A 16,833-nucleotide genomic window follows, 5' to 3' on the forward strand; every position below is an offset into this window, starting at 1 on the left:
TGTTCGATAGTTGAACTATATTTTGGAGGTAGGAAGCTTTGGATAACGAAGTGCAACATTGGATCAATCGCTACATGGATGCTTATTTGATTGTGACAAGACAAGTAGCAGCAAGAATTAAAGATAGTATTGCTGCGGAGACAACGAATGATCAGTATCAAATTCTTCGGTTGATTAATGCTCAGGAACAATGTACGTCTACATATCTTGCTGAATCTTTTTGCGTGGGTAAAAGCTCCATTACTGCAATCATTAACAGATTGGTGCAAGCGGGTATAATCGAGCGAACTCGTGACGAGAATGATCGCCGCCAGGTGTATTTGTCGATGTCTGAGCACGGAAAAAAAGTTTTTGAAGCAGCGGAGACGCAGGTACATGAAGTGATTTCCCCGTATTTGTTTCATTTTGAAGAGAAGGATATTGAAATGTTCGTCATGATGTTCGAGAAGCTGGCGAATTTAATTCAGAATGATGATGGAGGGAAGAATCCATGAAGACGATTCTAAAAGCAAGATGGGCGGTTATCGCAATCTGGCTCGCTGTGGCCGTAGTTTTGGTCATGACGGCCCCTTCGTTCTCTGATCTTGTACGTGAGAAGGGGCAGGTTACTGTACCTGATGGCTATTCCTCATCTAGAGCGGCAGAAATCTTAAAGGAAGCGGCGAATGATAAGGGCGGAGAGACCCTGCATCAGGTAGCTCTTGTATTCAATAATCCAGAGGGAATCGGAGCCGATGAAACAGCTAGTATCCAGCAGGGCGTTGAGAAGTTGGCTGCGAATAAGGAGACGCTGCAGATCGATTCCATCACCGATCCTTTTTCACAAAGTGAGCTTAAGGAAACGTTGATTGCCAAGGATGGCAAGACGATAATGGTGGCGTTGTCTATCAAGGGCGGAGGAGAGTCTGTCACCGCACTTCCTGATAAAGTGGATGAATTACTCACAGATGTTAAGGCGGATCATTATTTAACCAGTGAGGGTTTGATTACTGAGGATATGATTGCTAGCTCGGAAGCCGGGCTTAAGAAATCGGAATATATTACGGTAGTCTTTATTTTACTTATCCTGTTCGTGGTATTCCGTTCGTTCGTGGCACCGTTTGTTCCGCTACTGACGGTAGGACTCAGCTATATTGTTTCTCAGTCCGTTGTGGCTTTTTTAGTGGACCGTTATGATTTTCCATTATCTACATTTACTCAAATCTTTATGGTTGCGGTCATGTTCGGGATTGGTACGGATTATTGTATCCTGTTAATTAGTCGTTTTAAAGAAGAAATGATGACAGCAGAAGATACCAAAAGTGCTATTATTGCAACCTACCGTAAGGCTGGGGGAACGGTGTTCTATTCCGGACTTGCGGTATTCGTAGGTTTTGTAGCGATTGGATTATCCAAATTCATTCTGTATCGCTCGGCGGTAGCCGTTGCCGTGGGGATTGCGGTTATGCTGCTGGCGCTTGTAACCATTGTTCCATTCTTCATGGCGGTACTTGGCAAAAAGCTCTTCTGGCCTTCACGCGGGAAGCTGGAGCACAGTGAGAGCCGTATTTGGGGAGCAGCAGGTTCTTTTTCCTTAAAAAGACCATGGGCCGCGCTGCTAATTGTTGCAGTAATCGTAGCTCCGTTCCTTGTTACCTATAGCGGAAAGCTGTCCTTCAACAGCTTGGAGGAAATTGGCTCGGAATATGCCTCGGTAAAAGGATTTAACATCATTTCGGATAGCTTCGGGCCGGGTGAATCCATGCCTGGCAAGATCGTAATCAAAAATGATGACCGGATGGATACTTCAGAATATCTTGGACTTGCAGAAAAAATCAGCCGCGAGCTGGAAAAAGTGGACAGCGTAAAATCAGTGCGCAGCATGTCTCGTCCAACCGGAGAGCTGATCAGTGATTTCTTAATCCCGAATCAGGTGGGGACTTTATCTGACGGTCTGGATCAGACCAGTGAGGGACTGACCAAGATTCAAACGGGATTGTCCGAAGCTAGTAAACAGCTGAGTGAAAATGCACCTAAGCTTACAGAGGCTGCTCAAGGCAGCGCTAAGCTGACGGAAGGCACAGCAGAACTGAAAGATGGAATCGTCGCGTTAGGCGATGGGCTGGCACGTATTGAGAGCGGAATAAAAAGCGGCTCAGCTGGTGCAGGAGAAATCAAAGCAGGACTTCAACAGGCAGCTGCTAGTGCCAAGCAGCTTGCGGATGCCAATACGAAGCTGCTGGAGGGATATAAAAAAATCGGCAGCGGTTTAACTGCGCTGAATCAAGGGCTTGGGCAGCTTCCGCAGCAGCTGCAAGGTGTGGCAGAAGCGTTGAAGGGACTGGATGGTTCTTTTAATGGTCTTGAGAGCAGTTATCCGGAAATTCTGCAGGATGTTAATTACCTGACCATTAAAGGCACCGTAACGCAGAGTGGTACTGGGGCAGCACAGCTGGCAGCGGGTCTCGGGCAGATCTCAGAGCAGCTTAAAGGAGCAGCAGCTGGCTTAAATGAGGCGAATGCTGGCTATGCCAAAGCTTCGGCAGGGCAAACCGCACTCGCACAAGGTTTAGCTAAGCTTGTTGCGGGCATCGGTCAGCTGCAATCTGGGCTGGAGCAGGCCGCAGCAGGCCAAGGACAGATCGTAGATAAAATTCCATCCATTACTAGTGGACTAGATCAATTGCAAGGCGGACAGCAGCAGCTTGCGGATGGTTTTGGTCAATTAACTGGGCAGATAGGAGCCTTAACTACTGGTTTAAGCGACAGTGCAAACGGCTTGAAACAAATTACCAGTGGGCTGGGCTCTGCACAAGATTATTTGAATCAGATTCAAGCGGCTAAGGATGATGAGCTGAGTGGATTCTTTGTACCGGCTGAGGCTCTTGAAGCTGAAGGTATAGAGCAGGTATTTAATACCTACTTGTCTGACGACCGTAAGGTAATGACGCTGGATGTAGTATTCACTGAGAATCCATATAGTTCAGAAGCTATTGACAGTGTTGATGATATTCAAGCAGCAGTAGATCGTGCAGTGAAAGGTACGAAGCTGGAAAATGCAGAGTCTGCAATCAGCGGGGTTACAAGCAGCCAGAACGATTTGCGTAATATTTCCAACGAAGACTACACACGTACAGTAATCTTGATGCTGGGTGGGATCTTCATTATCTTGGTGTTGCTGCTTCGTTCAATCGTAATGCCGATTTACCTTATTATTTCTCTTTTGATTACTTATTTTTCAGCATTGGGTGTTACAGAGGCTATATTTGTTCACCTTCTGCACTTTGAAGGGATTACCTGGACAACGCCATTCTTCAGCTTTGTTATGCTGATTGCGCTTGGTGTAGATTATAGTATTTTCTTAATGGCCCGCTTTAACGAATATAAAACTTGGGATGTACGGGAAGCGATCCTGCATGCCATGCGCAATATGGGAACAGTCATTCTTTCGGCGGTAGTTATTTTGGGCGGCACCTTCGCATCGATGTACCCTTCAGGCGTATTGTCGATGATGCAGATTGCAACAGTGGTGCTTGTAGGATTGGCCTTATATGCACTAATCTTCTTGCCGTTTTTTGTTCCTGTTATGGTACGGATCTTCGGCCGTGGGAACTGGTGGCCATTTGCGGTCAAACAAAGTGGAGAACCCACTAAACAAGATGTAAACATGTAATCACTCTACACAGCAAAAAACCTCTAGTGTTTGCCTAAATAAATAGGCGGCTAGAGGTTTTTTTGTGAAAATATAAGTACAAAGTTTATTTCATTTTGGCAAAAAAGCTACGTAACGCCCAGCCGCGTTCTTGCCGTTTTTTATATTTGGGTAGCGAACGGTAGATGGCGGTGGATTCGTCGAAAGCACGTTTAGCATCCTCAGTTCTGCCCAATGCTTTGTACATGGAGCCGGCTAAATAATAGGCTTCACTAGAGGAAGACTGAATCTCTTGAAATTGAGTAACGTAATGCAACGCTTTATCGTGATCTGTATGGCGGAAGGTTTCCGCTAACCGAAGATATGGCTGACCATATTGGGCTTTTCGGTTGATTTCTAGACCTCGAAGCATCTGATCTTCGCCTTCTTCCAAAGCGCCCAGCTTAAGATTCACATGACCCAGCTCTACCCAATATTCGGCAGATTGTTCGTAACGGTCTTCGATCTGTAGCAGGATATCCTTGGCTTCCTTGTATTTTTTACGTTCTGACAGATTCCGGGCTAAATCAAATTTTGCAGAAACATCATTTGGATTCAAAGATACTGTTGTGCGCAGCTTGGAGATTTGCCGCACCCGTTTGAAGGGCTTTGTTATACTAGGGAAGATTCCCACGTATCGCCGATCTAAGAAATACAAGATAACAAGCAGGATGAATAAAGCCAGAAAAGGGTTGCCCACTAATCTGAAAAGCATCATAATACCTATAAATTTAAGCATGATTTCCCTCCATGATCATTTGGTTCCGGTATTGCGGTTGAATAAGAGCAGATCTAAGGCAGCGTAATTATATCATAATTCAAACCAATCTGAATCCCGGGATTTAAGATAAACTACAACTTTTGTCAGCTTTATAGCGTCTTAGTGTAATAGAAATAATAATTACAATAATATCATAAGAAGGGAAAATCAAGATGCACTTATTTTCAAGGAAGCTAAGGCTGTTTAGTTTGTTGGTTTGTTCAAGTCTGCTGACTGCATTGTCTGTCCCTCAAGTTATAAGTGCAGCTCCATCACCTGGGAAGTTGGGTGGGATTAAGGAGATTGTTGCTTCGCCTGGTTTTTGGGGTGGAAGCTCTTTTGCGGTGGGAACTGACGGAAATGTTTGGTCCTGGGGGAGTAATGTTTTTGGTCAATTTGCTAATGGTACTGCCGGGCCTGAGGGTTGGACGATTACTCCCCATAGAATAGCTGGGCTTGAACATACGAAACAGCTGGCGATCGGCGAAGCGTACTATGTAGCGCTGAACGAAGACGGTACGGTTAAGGCTTGGGGAGATTATCGGGATAAGAGTGTAGCAGAAGCTGGCAATGGGGCAAGTGCTAAACAATACAAGGTTCTGCTTCCTCAAGGGATCTCAGGAATGAGTGATGTGGTTAGTATATCGTCAGGATTGCATAGTGCATTAGCTTTGAGAAACGATGGAAGTCTACTCCAGTGGAATCCTCCAGAAGCTTCAGATGTGGGCTATACAGAGCTGCCTGCTGCCACTAAGGTACAGGGTTTAAGCGAAGTGAAGTGGATCGGAAGCAGTATTTATCATGCCGCCATTCGAACTAACGGTACCCTGTGGATTTGGAGTGCTATCCCGCAAACAGAGAACACGAATGTGATGAAGAAACCGACCCCAGTTAAGGATTTATACCATGTAAAGTCCGTCTCTATAAGCGATCGCAGTATACTGGCTTTAACCGAGAGCGGGAGCGTCTGGGGAACAATTGACAGCAATAATTATAACGAAGTCACGATGAGCAAGATGCCAGGTCTTACGGATATTGTATCTGTCCAGACGAAAAACGGGTTCAATCTTGTTGGCAATAAAAAAGGAGAATACTGGGTATGGAAAGCTGGTACCTCACTACAAGGTCTGCAAAAGATTACAGCCGTAAAAACGATCTCAAAACTTACGCTGGATTTAGACAACTTTGCAGCTGTTAAAAAAGATGGCACCGTGTGGACTTGGAGTACCCAACCATCAACCGACAACCGTTTAGTTTTTACGCAGCCTAAGTTAATAAAAGGATTGAGTGATCCTGTTTCTTTTGCCATGGGTGAGAATAGTAAGTATGCAGTCCTGAAGGATGGAACAGCTGTGGCTTGGGGAACAAATAGGTTTGGTCAACTCGGAATTAGCGCGGTTGATTCACGTCCTTTTGCTATATCTCCTATTTTAAAGCCTGTTACTGTAATTGTAGATGGTCAAAAAATGGATTCCGCACAGTCTGCTATTTTTATGGATGGAAGTGTAAAAGTACCGATTAGGGATGTAGCAGAAAGTCTGGGATATACCCTGTCTTTGGAGGGGGAACTGACGTTGACGAAAGCTGGGAAGAAAATTTCATTACCATCAGCAGAATCCATTAAAGTAAGCTATACTTCTCTAGTGCCAGCAGCGGCTTTGGCCAAAGCTACAGGTCTATCTGCGGAGTGGAATAGTACGCTGTACCAATTAACATTACAAACAAAAAGATGACTTTCATTTAACACATATATTAATATTCTGAGGTACAATAAGTGAATTAATCTCAATTTCACCATAATAACCAGTCTGGAGTGATAGGAATGGCTTTTACAATATGTGTGTTTGCCGGATCGAATCCAGGTCTTAACTCTGAATATACGGAAATGGCTAGGGAATTAGGTTATCATATAGCGGCACAAGGCTGTAGGTTGGTCTATGGAGGTTCGCGGAATGGCCTTATGGGACAGGTTGCGGACGGAGTACTTGCGAATGGCGGCGAAGCTGTAGGAATTATGCCAGTGGATCTTTTTCAAGATGAAATCAGACACTCCGGATTGACGAATCTGATTGAGGTCTCTAGTATGCATGAACGTAAGGCGGTAATGAGCGGTATGGCGGATGCTTTTATTGCTTTGCCGGGAGGTCTTGGAACCTTCGATGAGCTATTTGAAATTCTGTGCTGGATGCAGATTGGTATTCATCAGAAGCCTATAGGGCTGCTGAATGTTCGAGGTTATTTTAATCCACTGCAAGCCCTGATCTCACATAGTGTGGCTGAAGGTTTTGCACCAAAAACTGCACTTCAAATGCTGCATATGAACTCAGAACCCGAATATCTGCTTGAACTGATGAGAGGGCGAGTGGATCATAATAATGATGAGAAGGGGAAAGCAAGGTTCCCGTCTCAGCGCTAGATTCAAGGTTTCCACTGCTCTAAGGTGCGAATAATTGGTTTAGCACGCTATTCAAAATAAGGACGCAAACACTTCACGGTGTCTACGTTCTTATTTTTTTTCTTTTTGTAAAATCATTTAGTAATAGGGGGAAGGTTTATGATTCGAAAATTAGGCTTTGCGGCTGACGACCGTCTGTTAATAATTAATGCCGACGATTTCGGAATAACTAAAGGAACTAATGAAGCTATTGTTAACTTATTTGAAGGACAAGCTATAACATCCACATCTATTATGATGCCTTGCCCAGACTCAAATGACGCTATAAAGATAATTAATTGGAAAGGAATAAAGAATATTGGAATTCATCTAACGCTAACGAGTGGCGAGAAATATCCGTATCAACCAGTATTCAAAGAAAAAATCTTGAGTAGCTTAATTACGGGGGAAGGGTATTTTCATCAAGATGCCACTCTTCTGGAAAGAAACGCTGCTGATGACGAGATTAGATTAGAGTTAGAATCGCAAATCCAAAGTGCAATCGTACAAGACATTGATCCAACTCATCTGGATAGTCATGGGGGGAGTATCATGGGGTTATACACTGGGCGAGATTTTATAGAAATAATATTTGATTTGTGTGAAAAGTACCGCCTGCCCTTTAATTTACCTATTAGGATATTAGAACAACCCTTTTTTAATAATGATCAGTTGAGATTGTTTCAAAAAAGAATTTCTTCAGCAAAAGAAAGGGGGATTTTATTAATCGATGATATAATTTCTCTTCCTTACTGTTTTTACCCTGCTGCGGAATATAGCAAAATGAAAATGAGATTAACTGAATTGTTAAAGAATTTAAAACATGGAATAACACAGTTAACTATACATCCATCTAAAATAACAGATCAATTAATAGCAATAACGAAATGTTATACAGAAAGAGAATTGGAATATCGTCTTCTAAATGATATTGAAATTAAGGAATTGATTATTAATAAGGAGATTAAACTTATTTCGTGGAAAGACATACGTGATTTACAAAGATGTATTTAGCATATTCTAAAAGCTGCACTTTTTCATTTTTTAATATGAATCTGATAAAACTGTTTAAACTTTGGAGAAGCTGGGTAAATAAGCCGTAAGTAACCAAGCAGAAATGCAAATTTCAGGAACATCACGGAAGGAGGTTGAAATCCAATGAATGTGATCGTACATAATCTTATGGCTTACAATCATCAGTTTTTTAGACCTCAGCCCGTGGTCAATCCCAAGCAAGGAAAAGCAGACAAGAAGAGAATGAGTTTCCAGGAAGTTCTGAATGAGAAAATGAAAGCGTACAGCACCTACAACAAAAATTAAAGATGAAAGCTATACCCTATGTCTGTTAAAGAAAGCCGGAACGCGATGATCCTAGAGATCATTGCATTCCGGCTTTCTTTAGGGTCTGACCTCAAAAAATTCGCAGCTCTTGCGAGAGTAGTAAGTCAGATCACTAACTCTAGATTGAATAACAACATCGAAATCAGTGAAGCGGACAACGGTTGCTCCTGAATTTACTAAATGATCGTCCTGAAATACACGAACAGGTAATTTGCGGTCAACGGCTTCTTGGAAATCGCTGTCGCTTAGCAGCGGGCGGTTAATGGGCATGGGTAATAACTCCTTTGATCATGTAATGAAGTAAGAAATAAAAATAGTATACCTGCGGAAGCACAAGAAATCCAATTTAAGATGAAGTACAAGTATTCTGTGAGGAACATATTTGGAAGAAATTTTATACTCCCTCCTTAGACATAACATAGATATGAATGGTTTCGTAATTATTTCCACCATAAATCGGAAGTTTACCTCCTCAAAAAAAGAATTTAAACCCTGTACACTAATTCTTGTAAGAGAAACCTTTGAAAGGGGTACAGGGGAATGAATAAAGTAAAACACTTGGCGCTATCGTTAGTCGCTATCATGCTCGTAGGTTCACTGGCAGCATGCGGAGGCAACAACGCCGAGAACAACAACACATCAAACAAAAATGCAGGTAATAAAGCAGCAAGCACAAGTGAACCTACTAAGGATGAGGGGACAGAACCGGCTGAGAAAATCGAACTTTCTTTCTGGACGCTGGGCAACGTGAACTACGAGGATTTAGCGAAGGAGTACACTAAGGAACATCCAAACATTACGATCAAAGTGCAAAATACCGGTGACCAAACCGCTCACCATAATAATTTGACCACTGCTTTGTCGGCTGGATCGGGTGCGCCTGATATTTTCCAACTTGAAATCGGTTTCATGGAACGTTTCATCAACGCTCAGGACAAGTTCTATAACCTGAATGATCTGGGTGCCAAAGATATTCAAGCCAACTATCTGGATTGGAAATGGAAACAAGCTTCTTCCGTAGATGGCAGCTTCCAGCTAGGTCTTCCAACAGATATCGGCCCAACGGTTGTATATTACCGCACAGATTTGGCTGAAGAAGCTGGACTGCCAAGTGATTCAGAAGGATTCGGCGCTGCTATTGATACTTGGGATAAGTTCGCAGCTGTTGCCAAAGCTTTCAAAGAGAAAACAGGCAAACCATTTGTAGACCTTACGGATCTTACCTTTAATGCTTTGCGTGATCAATCTGCTGATGAAATCTATTTCAGCAAAGCTGATGGCAGCTTTATCGGAGATACCAATCCGCAAGTCAAAAAAGCTTATGATTTCACGGTTAAAGGTATTCAAGAAGGCTGGATCAGCAATGTTATGCTCTGGTCTCCTGAATGGGGTCAAGGCATGAACGACGGTTCATTTGCAGTAGTTATGGGACCAGCTTGGATGGCGGGAAATGTTAAGAGTAATGCTCCAGACTCCTCTGGCAAATGGAAAATTGCTCAGCTTCCTGAAGGTGCTGGTAACTGGGGTGGCTCGTTTCTGACGCTGCCAAAAGAAGGCAAACACTCGAAAGAAGCTTATGACTTTATCGCATGGATGGATAACAAGGAAAACCAACTGGAATCTTTCAAAACCAAAGGCCTTATGCCTTCCATTCCTGCCCTGTATGAAGATCCTGCATTCGTAGATTTCAAAGATGATTTCTTCGGTGGACAACAAACCGCTGTAGAATTCGGTAAAGCAGCAAACCGGGTAAAACCTGTATACTACGGTCCACTTCATGACCAAACCGATACCTTCTTCAAAAACGCATTGAAAAATGTGTTGGAGAAAAAAGCAGATCCGACAAAAGAATGGGACGAAGCAGTAAAACAAGCGAAAACATTGGCTGAACGCAGCTAAGATTTCAAGCTTATGAAATTCAATTTCTAGAAGGTCCGGATTCATAGAGTGAAACAGTCTCTGTGAATTCGGATTTACACGTTAGATTACCTGGAGGTGTGACATGGCACAACCTGTTATTTCAAGTCCGCATGCCGAGAGCAAGCGCCGCTTTTTAACTGAACAAAGAAGGAGCCGCATCACTGCTTACACGTTTATTTCGCCCTTTTTTATTCTGTTCTCGATATTTGGACTATATCCGATCTTTTTCACGATCTATCTCTCGTTCTTCAAATGGGATGCCCTGAATCCTATGAAATTTGTAGGGTGGAAAAACTACGATCTGGTCACAAGTGATCCGACCTTTTGGATTTCTTTTAGCAACACGTTAATTATGGGGCTTATGGGTACTGTTCCACAGATATTACTAGCTCTATTGATTGCTGTTTTGTTGAATTCGGCGATGACTCGCTTTAAGAAGACGTTCCGGGTTTTATTTTTTATGCCTAATATTACGTCTATCGTTGCGGTTACGCTCGTGTTCAGTACACTGTTTGGCAACAACGGAATGATCAACTGGATTCTAAACGGCTTGGGACTGGATAGTATGGCCTTCAACTCTGGCTGGTGGGGCGTTAAAATCGCCATTTCTACGATGGTTATGTGGCGCTGGACGGGGTATAATGCCATTATTTTTCTATCAGGCTTGCAAAGTATCCCTACGGATCTATATGAAGCGGCACGTATTGACGGTGCGAACAGAAGACAACAGCTAACCTTTATAACGTTACCGCTATTGAAGCCATTCATTGTATTTGTTACCTTGCTTTCAACTATAGGTGCCTTGCAGCTGTTCACTGAGCCTTATGTATTTTTGGGCCAAGCGGGAACTGGATCTACACGTCAGGAAGGAATCACTATGGTTACTTATTTGTATAGCGAAGCATTCCGCAACGGATTTTTTGGTACGGCAGCAGCTACGGCAGTCTTGCTGTTCCTGGTCACGATTATTTTCTCTGTCCTCAATATGCTGGTCTCAAATCGCATGGGTGGAGATACGGGAGGGGGTAAAGCGTGAGTACGCTGCGTGTATTTAAAAAAGATCCGGATGATCTAGGGATCATCGGCAAGTTAGGATTTTATCTGCTGCTGATTGTTGGTGCGCTCGTGTCCATCTTTCCTTTTTATTGGATGTTTGTAGTTGGCACTAATGACAGAGGCGCAGTATTCCATGTGCCACCTTTGCTTACGGTTGGAGACCAGTTTTTTGAGAATTTCCAGCGGGTACTGGACAAAACAGACTTCTTTCAAGCCTTGGGCAACTCTTTATTTGTCTCATCTATGGTTACAATATCAGTCGTGTTTTTCTGTACACTGGCAGGTTATGCCTTTGCCAAATATGAATTTCCGTTTAAAAATTTTCTGTTCTACTTTGTAATTGCTACATTATTTGTGCCACAGCAGCTTGGTGTATTACCTACTTACGTAATTATGGCCAAGCTCCACTGGATAGACTCTTTCAAGGCACTTATTGTTCCGGCGATGGTTAATGCCTTCGGGATCTTCTGGATGCGGCAGTATATCACTACAGCTGTACATACGGAATTGATTGAAGCAGGTCGGATCGATGGCGGCGGACATTTCCGGATCTTCTGGAACATCGCTATCCCGGTCATTACTCCAGCTATGGCTACACTAGGTATACTGAATTTTATGACCGTTTGGAATGACTTCTTCTGGCCTTTAGTGGTACTGAAGAATCAAGAGCATTTCACAATTCAGATTGCGCTCCAGCAGCTGTTCTCCAATCGCGATGGTCTAGACTACGGAATGATCATGTCAGCAACGTTTACGGCAACCTTGCCACTGCTGATTGTATTCCTGTTATTTAGCCGCTGGGTGATTGCTGGACTTACTTCAGGAGCTATTAAGAGCTGATCTTACTTTTTGATCTTTACAGGGAATAGGCGGTTTTGTGAAGAATACTAGAGGACAGAGACAGCAGGGGGAAGGGGAATATCATGAAACTCCGCCGTAAAATCTTGTTCGCTATTATTCTTCTCGTCTTTATTCCGGTTATTCTGATGGGGATCGTCACTTACGTTAATTTTTCTAATGCAATGGAGAAAAAATCAAGCAATTTCTACTGGATTTCACTGCTTGAAACGGATCGAAAGCTTAAATTCGCGCTTAGTGAAATCACCTCGATCACGAATTCAAAAATTACGCAGCCGGTTGTTCAGCAATCACTGAAGCAGAAGAATTTTGTAATCACTTATGATCGAAAGCAGGAGCTTAGCAGTTATCTCATTGATCATCCAATGATTACTTCATTTAGTTTTTATAGTAAAGATCGTTTAATTTATCAATACAATGCATCGATGTCTTTTGAGGACTTGAAGAGACAAAGCTGGTTTGACGCGATGGAAGGCGCCGAAGGGCGGCCCGTGTGGTCAGGACCGGGAGAAAATGGCTCGGAGATCTCCGGCAATCCGGTACTTGTACAAGCAAGAGTAATCAAAGATTCATATTCTCTCGAAGATATCGGATATCTGGTTGTTAATGTAAAACCTGATTTATTGGATCAGATTTTCTGGGAAGCAGCAACCCTCAAGAAGGGGGATATTTTGCTGGTCAACAAGCTAGGCAATATCGTTTTTAATAAATCCGGTGAACATATTGGACAACGCACAGAGTTCCCCTTTTTACAGAATGATTATGCTAAGGAACATGACTATTACATCGACAACTATCAGGGGGAAAAATCACTCATAACCTTCCTACCTTCTCATAATGCAGCCTGGTATTTAGTAGCCATTACACCTATGAATCTCATCTCGTCAGAATCTGTATCCATCCGGAATATTGCGATTATTTTAAGTACAGTTTCGCTGTTGTCCGCCATTTTGTTCGACCGCTATTTCGTACGGAGGCTCGTTCATAGTATTAATAGTGCGGTTAACGGGATGAAGCGGGTGAAGCAAGGGATATTTACGCCGATCACTACACCCTATCGTGCTGATGATGAAAGTGATTTGCTGATTGATGGCTTTAATCGGATGAGCACGCAGATCAATGAACTGCTTGTGCAGGTGGAGACTGAGCAGGGACGTAAGAAGGAAGCAGAAATGCAAGCGCTAATGGCGCAGATTAACCCTCATTTTATTTATAATTCACTCGAATCGATTAATTCGATGGCAGTGCTGCAAGGCAATAAAGATATTAGCAAAATGGTCATCTCACTCGGCAAGCTGCTGCGAATCAGTATCAGTCAGAATCAGGAGCTGATTCCGCTGCATATGGAGTTCGAGCATGTCCGTCATTATTTGGATATCCAGAAGTTTCGTTTTGAAGATAAATTCTCGTATATCATAGATCTTTCGGATGGTCTTAGGACGTTCATGACACAAAAGCTGATCGTTCAGCCGATTGTTGAGAATGCGCTGTATCATGCGATTGAGCAGATGGAGGACCCAGGGGTCATTGAGATTACGGCCTATGAAATGGGCATGGATATGATCATTATCGTAAAAGATAACGGCCCCGGCTTTGACCTTGCCAAGATGATGAGTCTTTGGGATAACGAGGGAAGTGCTCAGAAGAAATACAGTGATAGCGGCGTGGGGCTTAAAAATGTGCATGAACGCTTGAATATTCGGTTCGGCAGTCCATACGGCATACTAGTGTGTTCATCCCCCGGCTTTGGTTCAACCATCCGAATCCGAATACCAAAAATACTGCCGTAATCGACCGTACGGAAAGAAAGGGGGAGAATGTTATCAAAAAATGGTTATTGAAATGGGGCTGGATGTGGTTATATCTAGTGCTGATTTCGGGTGCGGTTTTATTTATAACTTTAGGAAAGCAAGAACCCATTGAAGATGATTCACCAGAGAAAATCACATTAACTTTCCGTCATTTCTGGATAAAAGAGCATGATCGGCCACTGTTGACTATTTATGAAGATATCGTGGACAAATACCAGTTAGAGCATCCAAATGTGAAAGTTAACTTTGAAGGTTTAGACCAGACGTTGCACCGTGACCAAAAGCTGAAGAACGAGATGGTTACTGGCACCCCGCCAGATATGTTTGTTTTGTTCGGTGGAGCGGAGATTGAGCCATATGTACGCTCTAAGCGTCTGATTGATCTGACGGATTTCGTCCGGGAGAATGCACTAACCAATCAATTCAAGGATCTGGATCTCTGGACCTTTGACAACCATATTTATGGCTTGCCCATTGAAGGGAATGCTGAACCTTTATATTTTAATAAAACCATCTTCGAAAAGCTGGGTTTGAAGCCGCCAGAAACGCTGCAAGAGCTTGATGCTGCCATACTAAAGCTGAAGTCGGCAGGGTATATTCCATTTGCACTTGGCAACGAAGATCGTTGGCCCGCAGGAATTTTTGCACATTATTTAATGGATCGTTATGCCGGCGCCGACTTGATCGAGAAGCTGATCACTGGTGAAGATCAAGCCAGCTTTCAGAATGAGGCGTATTTAAAGGCTTTTCAGCACTTGGAGCAATGGATCAAAGAAGGTGCCTTCAGCACGAAATCGAATGCATTATCCACAGAAAATGCGGTGGGATTATTTACGAGCGGCAAGGCTGCGATGTATCTGAACGGAAACTGGGATATCAATTTATTTGCCGGAACAGCAGCTCCTACGGATTTTCAAAATGAGGTAGGTGTTATTCCGTTTCCCACATTGAAGAAGGGGGAACAACCTTCGATTGCCGGCGGTTATACATTTGGCATCGGCCTTTCCTCCGAACTAAGCGGAGCGAAGCGGGAGGCTGCGCTCGATCTCATGAAAGCTTTTTACACCCAGGAGGTTCAGACTCGGATTGTATATGAAGGGTTGAGAATTCCGTCTATGCGCATCGCCTTTGATCCTGAGAAGACAGGACCCGTATTCGCGCAAGTCATGAATATGATGGAAGTTAACCGGAAGAGCTTTGTCCCTTATGATAATGTATTGTCACCAGAAGTGAAAAAAACGTTCCTGAGTGTTATAGAACAGATGATTAACGGAGAAATGTCTGCTGAGCAAGCGTTAAAGCAAGTGCAGGCATCCTCCATTCAATACTGGAATTTGATCCAAAGCTCAAGTGTACAATGATCCTGGAGGTGCAGGGAATGGATGAGTTACAAGAGAAATATAAAGTAATAATCGTGGATGATGAGCCGATTATTCTTCGTAGCTTAAAAGCAGCCATTCCATGGAATGATCTTCAGATGGAGATTGTGGGAGAGGCCCGAAATGGAGAATTAGCTCTCCGCTTGATAGAAGACACTTCACCACATATCGTGATTAGTGATATTCGCATGCCCGTAATTGACGGGATTACGTTGATGAAGGAAGTATTGTCTAAAAACCCGAAGCTGGTGTTTATTTTTATAAGCGGGTACGGAGAGTTCGAATATGCAAGAGAAGCATTACGTCAAGGTGCTTTTGATTATTTATTGAAGCCGATCGATCATGATGAACTGGTTGAAATGCTAAACCGCGCCAGAACCAAGCTGGATGAACAGAAGCAAAATGATCAGCTGATTCATTCTGTACAGATGCTGTCATTGCTTGCACGTGAACGTCTGTTTGCAGAAATCACTTTGGGAAATGCAAGGCCGCTTGAGCATCTGAAATGGCTGGAGAACAGTGAACTGGAGAGCGGATATTTCATGGCTGTTGTCCAGTTAGATGACTACACCACACTGAGCAGTCAATGGAGTGTAGAAGAAAAACGGCTATGGCTGTTTGCAATCCGCAATATTGTGGAAGAATGGTCACTGGAGCATGGCGTGCTGACGGTTTTCCCGTTTCATAATGGAGAGTGGATACTACTGTTCCCTGGATCTTTAAGCGCCAGCAGGAGAGAACTTGGTGAACATTTGATAGCGGGAATCAAGAGATACTCCAAGCAGTCTTGTTCCGTAGGCATCAGCCGCACCACACAAGGCATTGATCAATTAAGTACGGTTTACCCTCTGGCCGCGAAGGCCTTATATCAACGGTTCTATTCGGGGCTTGCCGGGGTCTTTATTGATGAAGAGATATCGTTCCCAAGCAGTAAAGAGGTGAAATACCCAAAAGAGCTGGAAACCGCGCTGATTGAAAGTATACGTACCTTAAATAGAGACCGGATGTGGTCTTTATTTGATGAGCTTGCTTTATTTATTGAGTCACAAGCTGTTCCTAAGGATATGGCTGAACGTCTTCTTGTTGAATTGATCGTTGTGTTATACAGAAATTATGAGTATTTGAATATAAATTCAGATTGGTCCTTGCATGGATTACTTAGCAAGATGCACAATCTCGGCACTTTAAATGAAGTGATCTCTGCTCTGAAAGAAGAGTTTGGTGTGCGATTGGAGCAAGGGAACAAGCCTGTGAACCGCGAGGATACGCGTAGCGCCATCGAGAAAGCGAAACGTTATATTGAGAGTAATTACCATAAAGATTTAAGTATTGAGGAAGTAGCGGAGCTGGCTGATCTCAGCATCAGTCATTTCTGCACTTTATATAAGCAAATAACAGGCTATACCTTTTTGGAGTATGTTACACACTGCCGGATGGAGCGGGCGAAGTATATTTTGCAGAGCAGCAACGTAAAAGTGTATCAGATAGCTCCTCTTGTCGGTTATCAGGACCCGCGTTATTTTACACAGGTTTTTAAAAAGGCTAGTGGTCAAACACCAACAGAATACCGAGAAGAGCATACTAAGCAGAGCCATTAACGAGGA

14 protein-coding genes are annotated in these 16,833 nt (G+C 43.2%); 12 read left to right on the forward strand and 2 right to left on the reverse strand.

The annotated features are described in order from the left end of the window. Nucleotides 1-38 precede the first annotated feature (38 nt). Nucleotides 39-494, forward strand: coding sequence for a MarR family transcriptional regulator (locus NST58_RS13855; RefSeq protein ID WP_038570382.1), 456 nt, complete (start codon nucleotides 39-41; stop codon nucleotides 492-494). Further along, on the forward strand, nucleotides 491-3,652 hold the full coding sequence (locus NST58_RS13860; RefSeq protein ID WP_339248391.1) for an MMPL family transporter: 3,162 nt from the start codon (nucleotides 491-493) through the stop codon (nucleotides 3,650-3,652). Before NST58_RS13855 ends, NST58_RS13860 begins: the two co-directional genes overlap by 4 nt. A gap of 85 nt (nucleotides 3,653-3,737) precedes the next feature. On the opposite strand, the gene NST58_RS13865 is transcribed toward NST58_RS13860, so the two are convergent. Continuing rightward, nucleotides 3,738-4,409 carry a tetratricopeptide repeat protein gene (locus NST58_RS13865; RefSeq protein WP_076183453.1) on the reverse strand — a complete coding sequence of 224 codons (672 nt, stop codon included), beginning with the start codon at nucleotides 4,407-4,409 and terminating at the stop codon, nucleotides 3,738-3,740. A 194-nt stretch (nucleotides 4,410-4,603) separates the two neighbouring features. On the opposite strand from NST58_RS13865, the gene NST58_RS13870 reads away from it, so the two are divergent. The 4 genes from NST58_RS13870 (at nucleotide 4,604) to NST58_RS13885 (ending at nucleotide 8,184) form a co-directional block, all read left to right on the forward strand. Next, nucleotides 4,604-6,163 (forward strand): hypothetical protein, encoded by a 1,560-nt coding sequence (locus NST58_RS13870; RefSeq protein ID WP_339248394.1) that lies wholly within the window; start codon nucleotides 4,604-4,606, stop codon nucleotides 6,161-6,163. An 89-nt stretch (nucleotides 6,164-6,252) separates the two neighbouring features. Beyond that, nucleotides 6,253-6,846 (forward strand): TIGR00730 family Rossman fold protein, encoded by a 594-nt coding sequence (locus NST58_RS13875; RefSeq protein WP_076125930.1) that lies wholly within the window; start codon nucleotides 6,253-6,255, stop codon nucleotides 6,844-6,846. Between the two features lie 138 nt (nucleotides 6,847-6,984). After that, complete coding sequence (locus NST58_RS13880) at nucleotides 6,985-7,878, forward strand: polysaccharide deacetylase family protein (protein WP_339248396.1); 894 nt, start codon at nucleotides 6,985-6,987, stop codon at nucleotides 7,876-7,878. 144 nt (nucleotides 7,879-8,022) lie between these two features. After that, complete coding sequence (locus NST58_RS13885; RefSeq protein ID WP_172628809.1) at nucleotides 8,023-8,184, forward strand: hypothetical protein; 162 nt, start codon at nucleotides 8,023-8,025, stop codon at nucleotides 8,182-8,184. Nucleotides 8,185-8,262: 78 nt separating this feature from the next. On the opposite strand, the gene NST58_RS13890 is transcribed toward NST58_RS13885, so the two are convergent. After that, nucleotides 8,263-8,475, reverse strand: a complete 213-nt coding sequence (locus tag NST58_RS13890; protein WP_076125931.1) for a hypothetical protein — start codon at nucleotides 8,473-8,475, stop codon at nucleotides 8,263-8,265. A gap of 270 nt (nucleotides 8,476-8,745) precedes the next feature. On the opposite strand from NST58_RS13890, the gene NST58_RS13895 reads away from it, so the two are divergent. The 6 genes from NST58_RS13895 (at nucleotide 8,746) to NST58_RS13920 (ending at nucleotide 16,827) form a co-directional block, all read left to right on the forward strand. Further along, nucleotides 8,746-10,104: an extracellular solute-binding protein gene (locus tag NST58_RS13895; protein ID WP_339248398.1), complete on the forward strand. Its 1,359-nt coding sequence runs from the start codon at nucleotides 8,746-8,748 to the stop codon at nucleotides 10,102-10,104. A gap of 103 nt (nucleotides 10,105-10,207) precedes the next feature. After that, nucleotides 10,208-11,161: a sugar ABC transporter permease gene (locus NST58_RS13900; RefSeq protein ID WP_036686279.1), complete on the forward strand. Its 954-nt coding sequence runs from the start codon at nucleotides 10,208-10,210 to the stop codon at nucleotides 11,159-11,161. Further along, nucleotides 11,158-12,021, forward strand: a complete 864-nt coding sequence (locus tag NST58_RS13905; RefSeq protein ID WP_038570403.1) for a carbohydrate ABC transporter permease — start codon at nucleotides 11,158-11,160, stop codon at nucleotides 12,019-12,021. The genes NST58_RS13900 and NST58_RS13905 overlap by 4 nt, the downstream gene beginning before the upstream one ends. An 83-nt stretch (nucleotides 12,022-12,104) precedes the next feature. Next, nucleotides 12,105-13,829 (forward strand): sensor histidine kinase, encoded by a 1,725-nt coding sequence (locus NST58_RS13910; RefSeq protein ID WP_076125934.1) that lies wholly within the window; start codon nucleotides 12,105-12,107, stop codon nucleotides 13,827-13,829. A 62-nt stretch (nucleotides 13,830-13,891) separates the two neighbouring features. Next, the gene (locus tag NST58_RS13915) at nucleotides 13,892-15,211 is read left to right on the forward strand and encodes an extracellular solute-binding protein (protein WP_076183887.1); all 1,320 of its coding nucleotides are present in this window, start codon (nucleotides 13,892-13,894) and stop codon (nucleotides 15,209-15,211) included. 17 nt (nucleotides 15,212-15,228) lie between these two features. Further along, complete coding sequence (locus NST58_RS13920) at nucleotides 15,229-16,827, forward strand: response regulator (RefSeq protein WP_076125936.1); 1,599 nt, start codon at nucleotides 15,229-15,231, stop codon at nucleotides 16,825-16,827. The last annotated feature ends 6 nt before the right edge of the window (nucleotides 16,828-16,833 follow it).

The sequence above is a fragment of the Paenibacillus sp. FSL R10-2796 genome, assembly GCF_037965315.1.
GTDB classification, from domain to species: Bacteria; Bacillota; Bacilli; order Paenibacillales; family Paenibacillaceae; genus Paenibacillus_AQ; species Paenibacillus_AQ odorifer.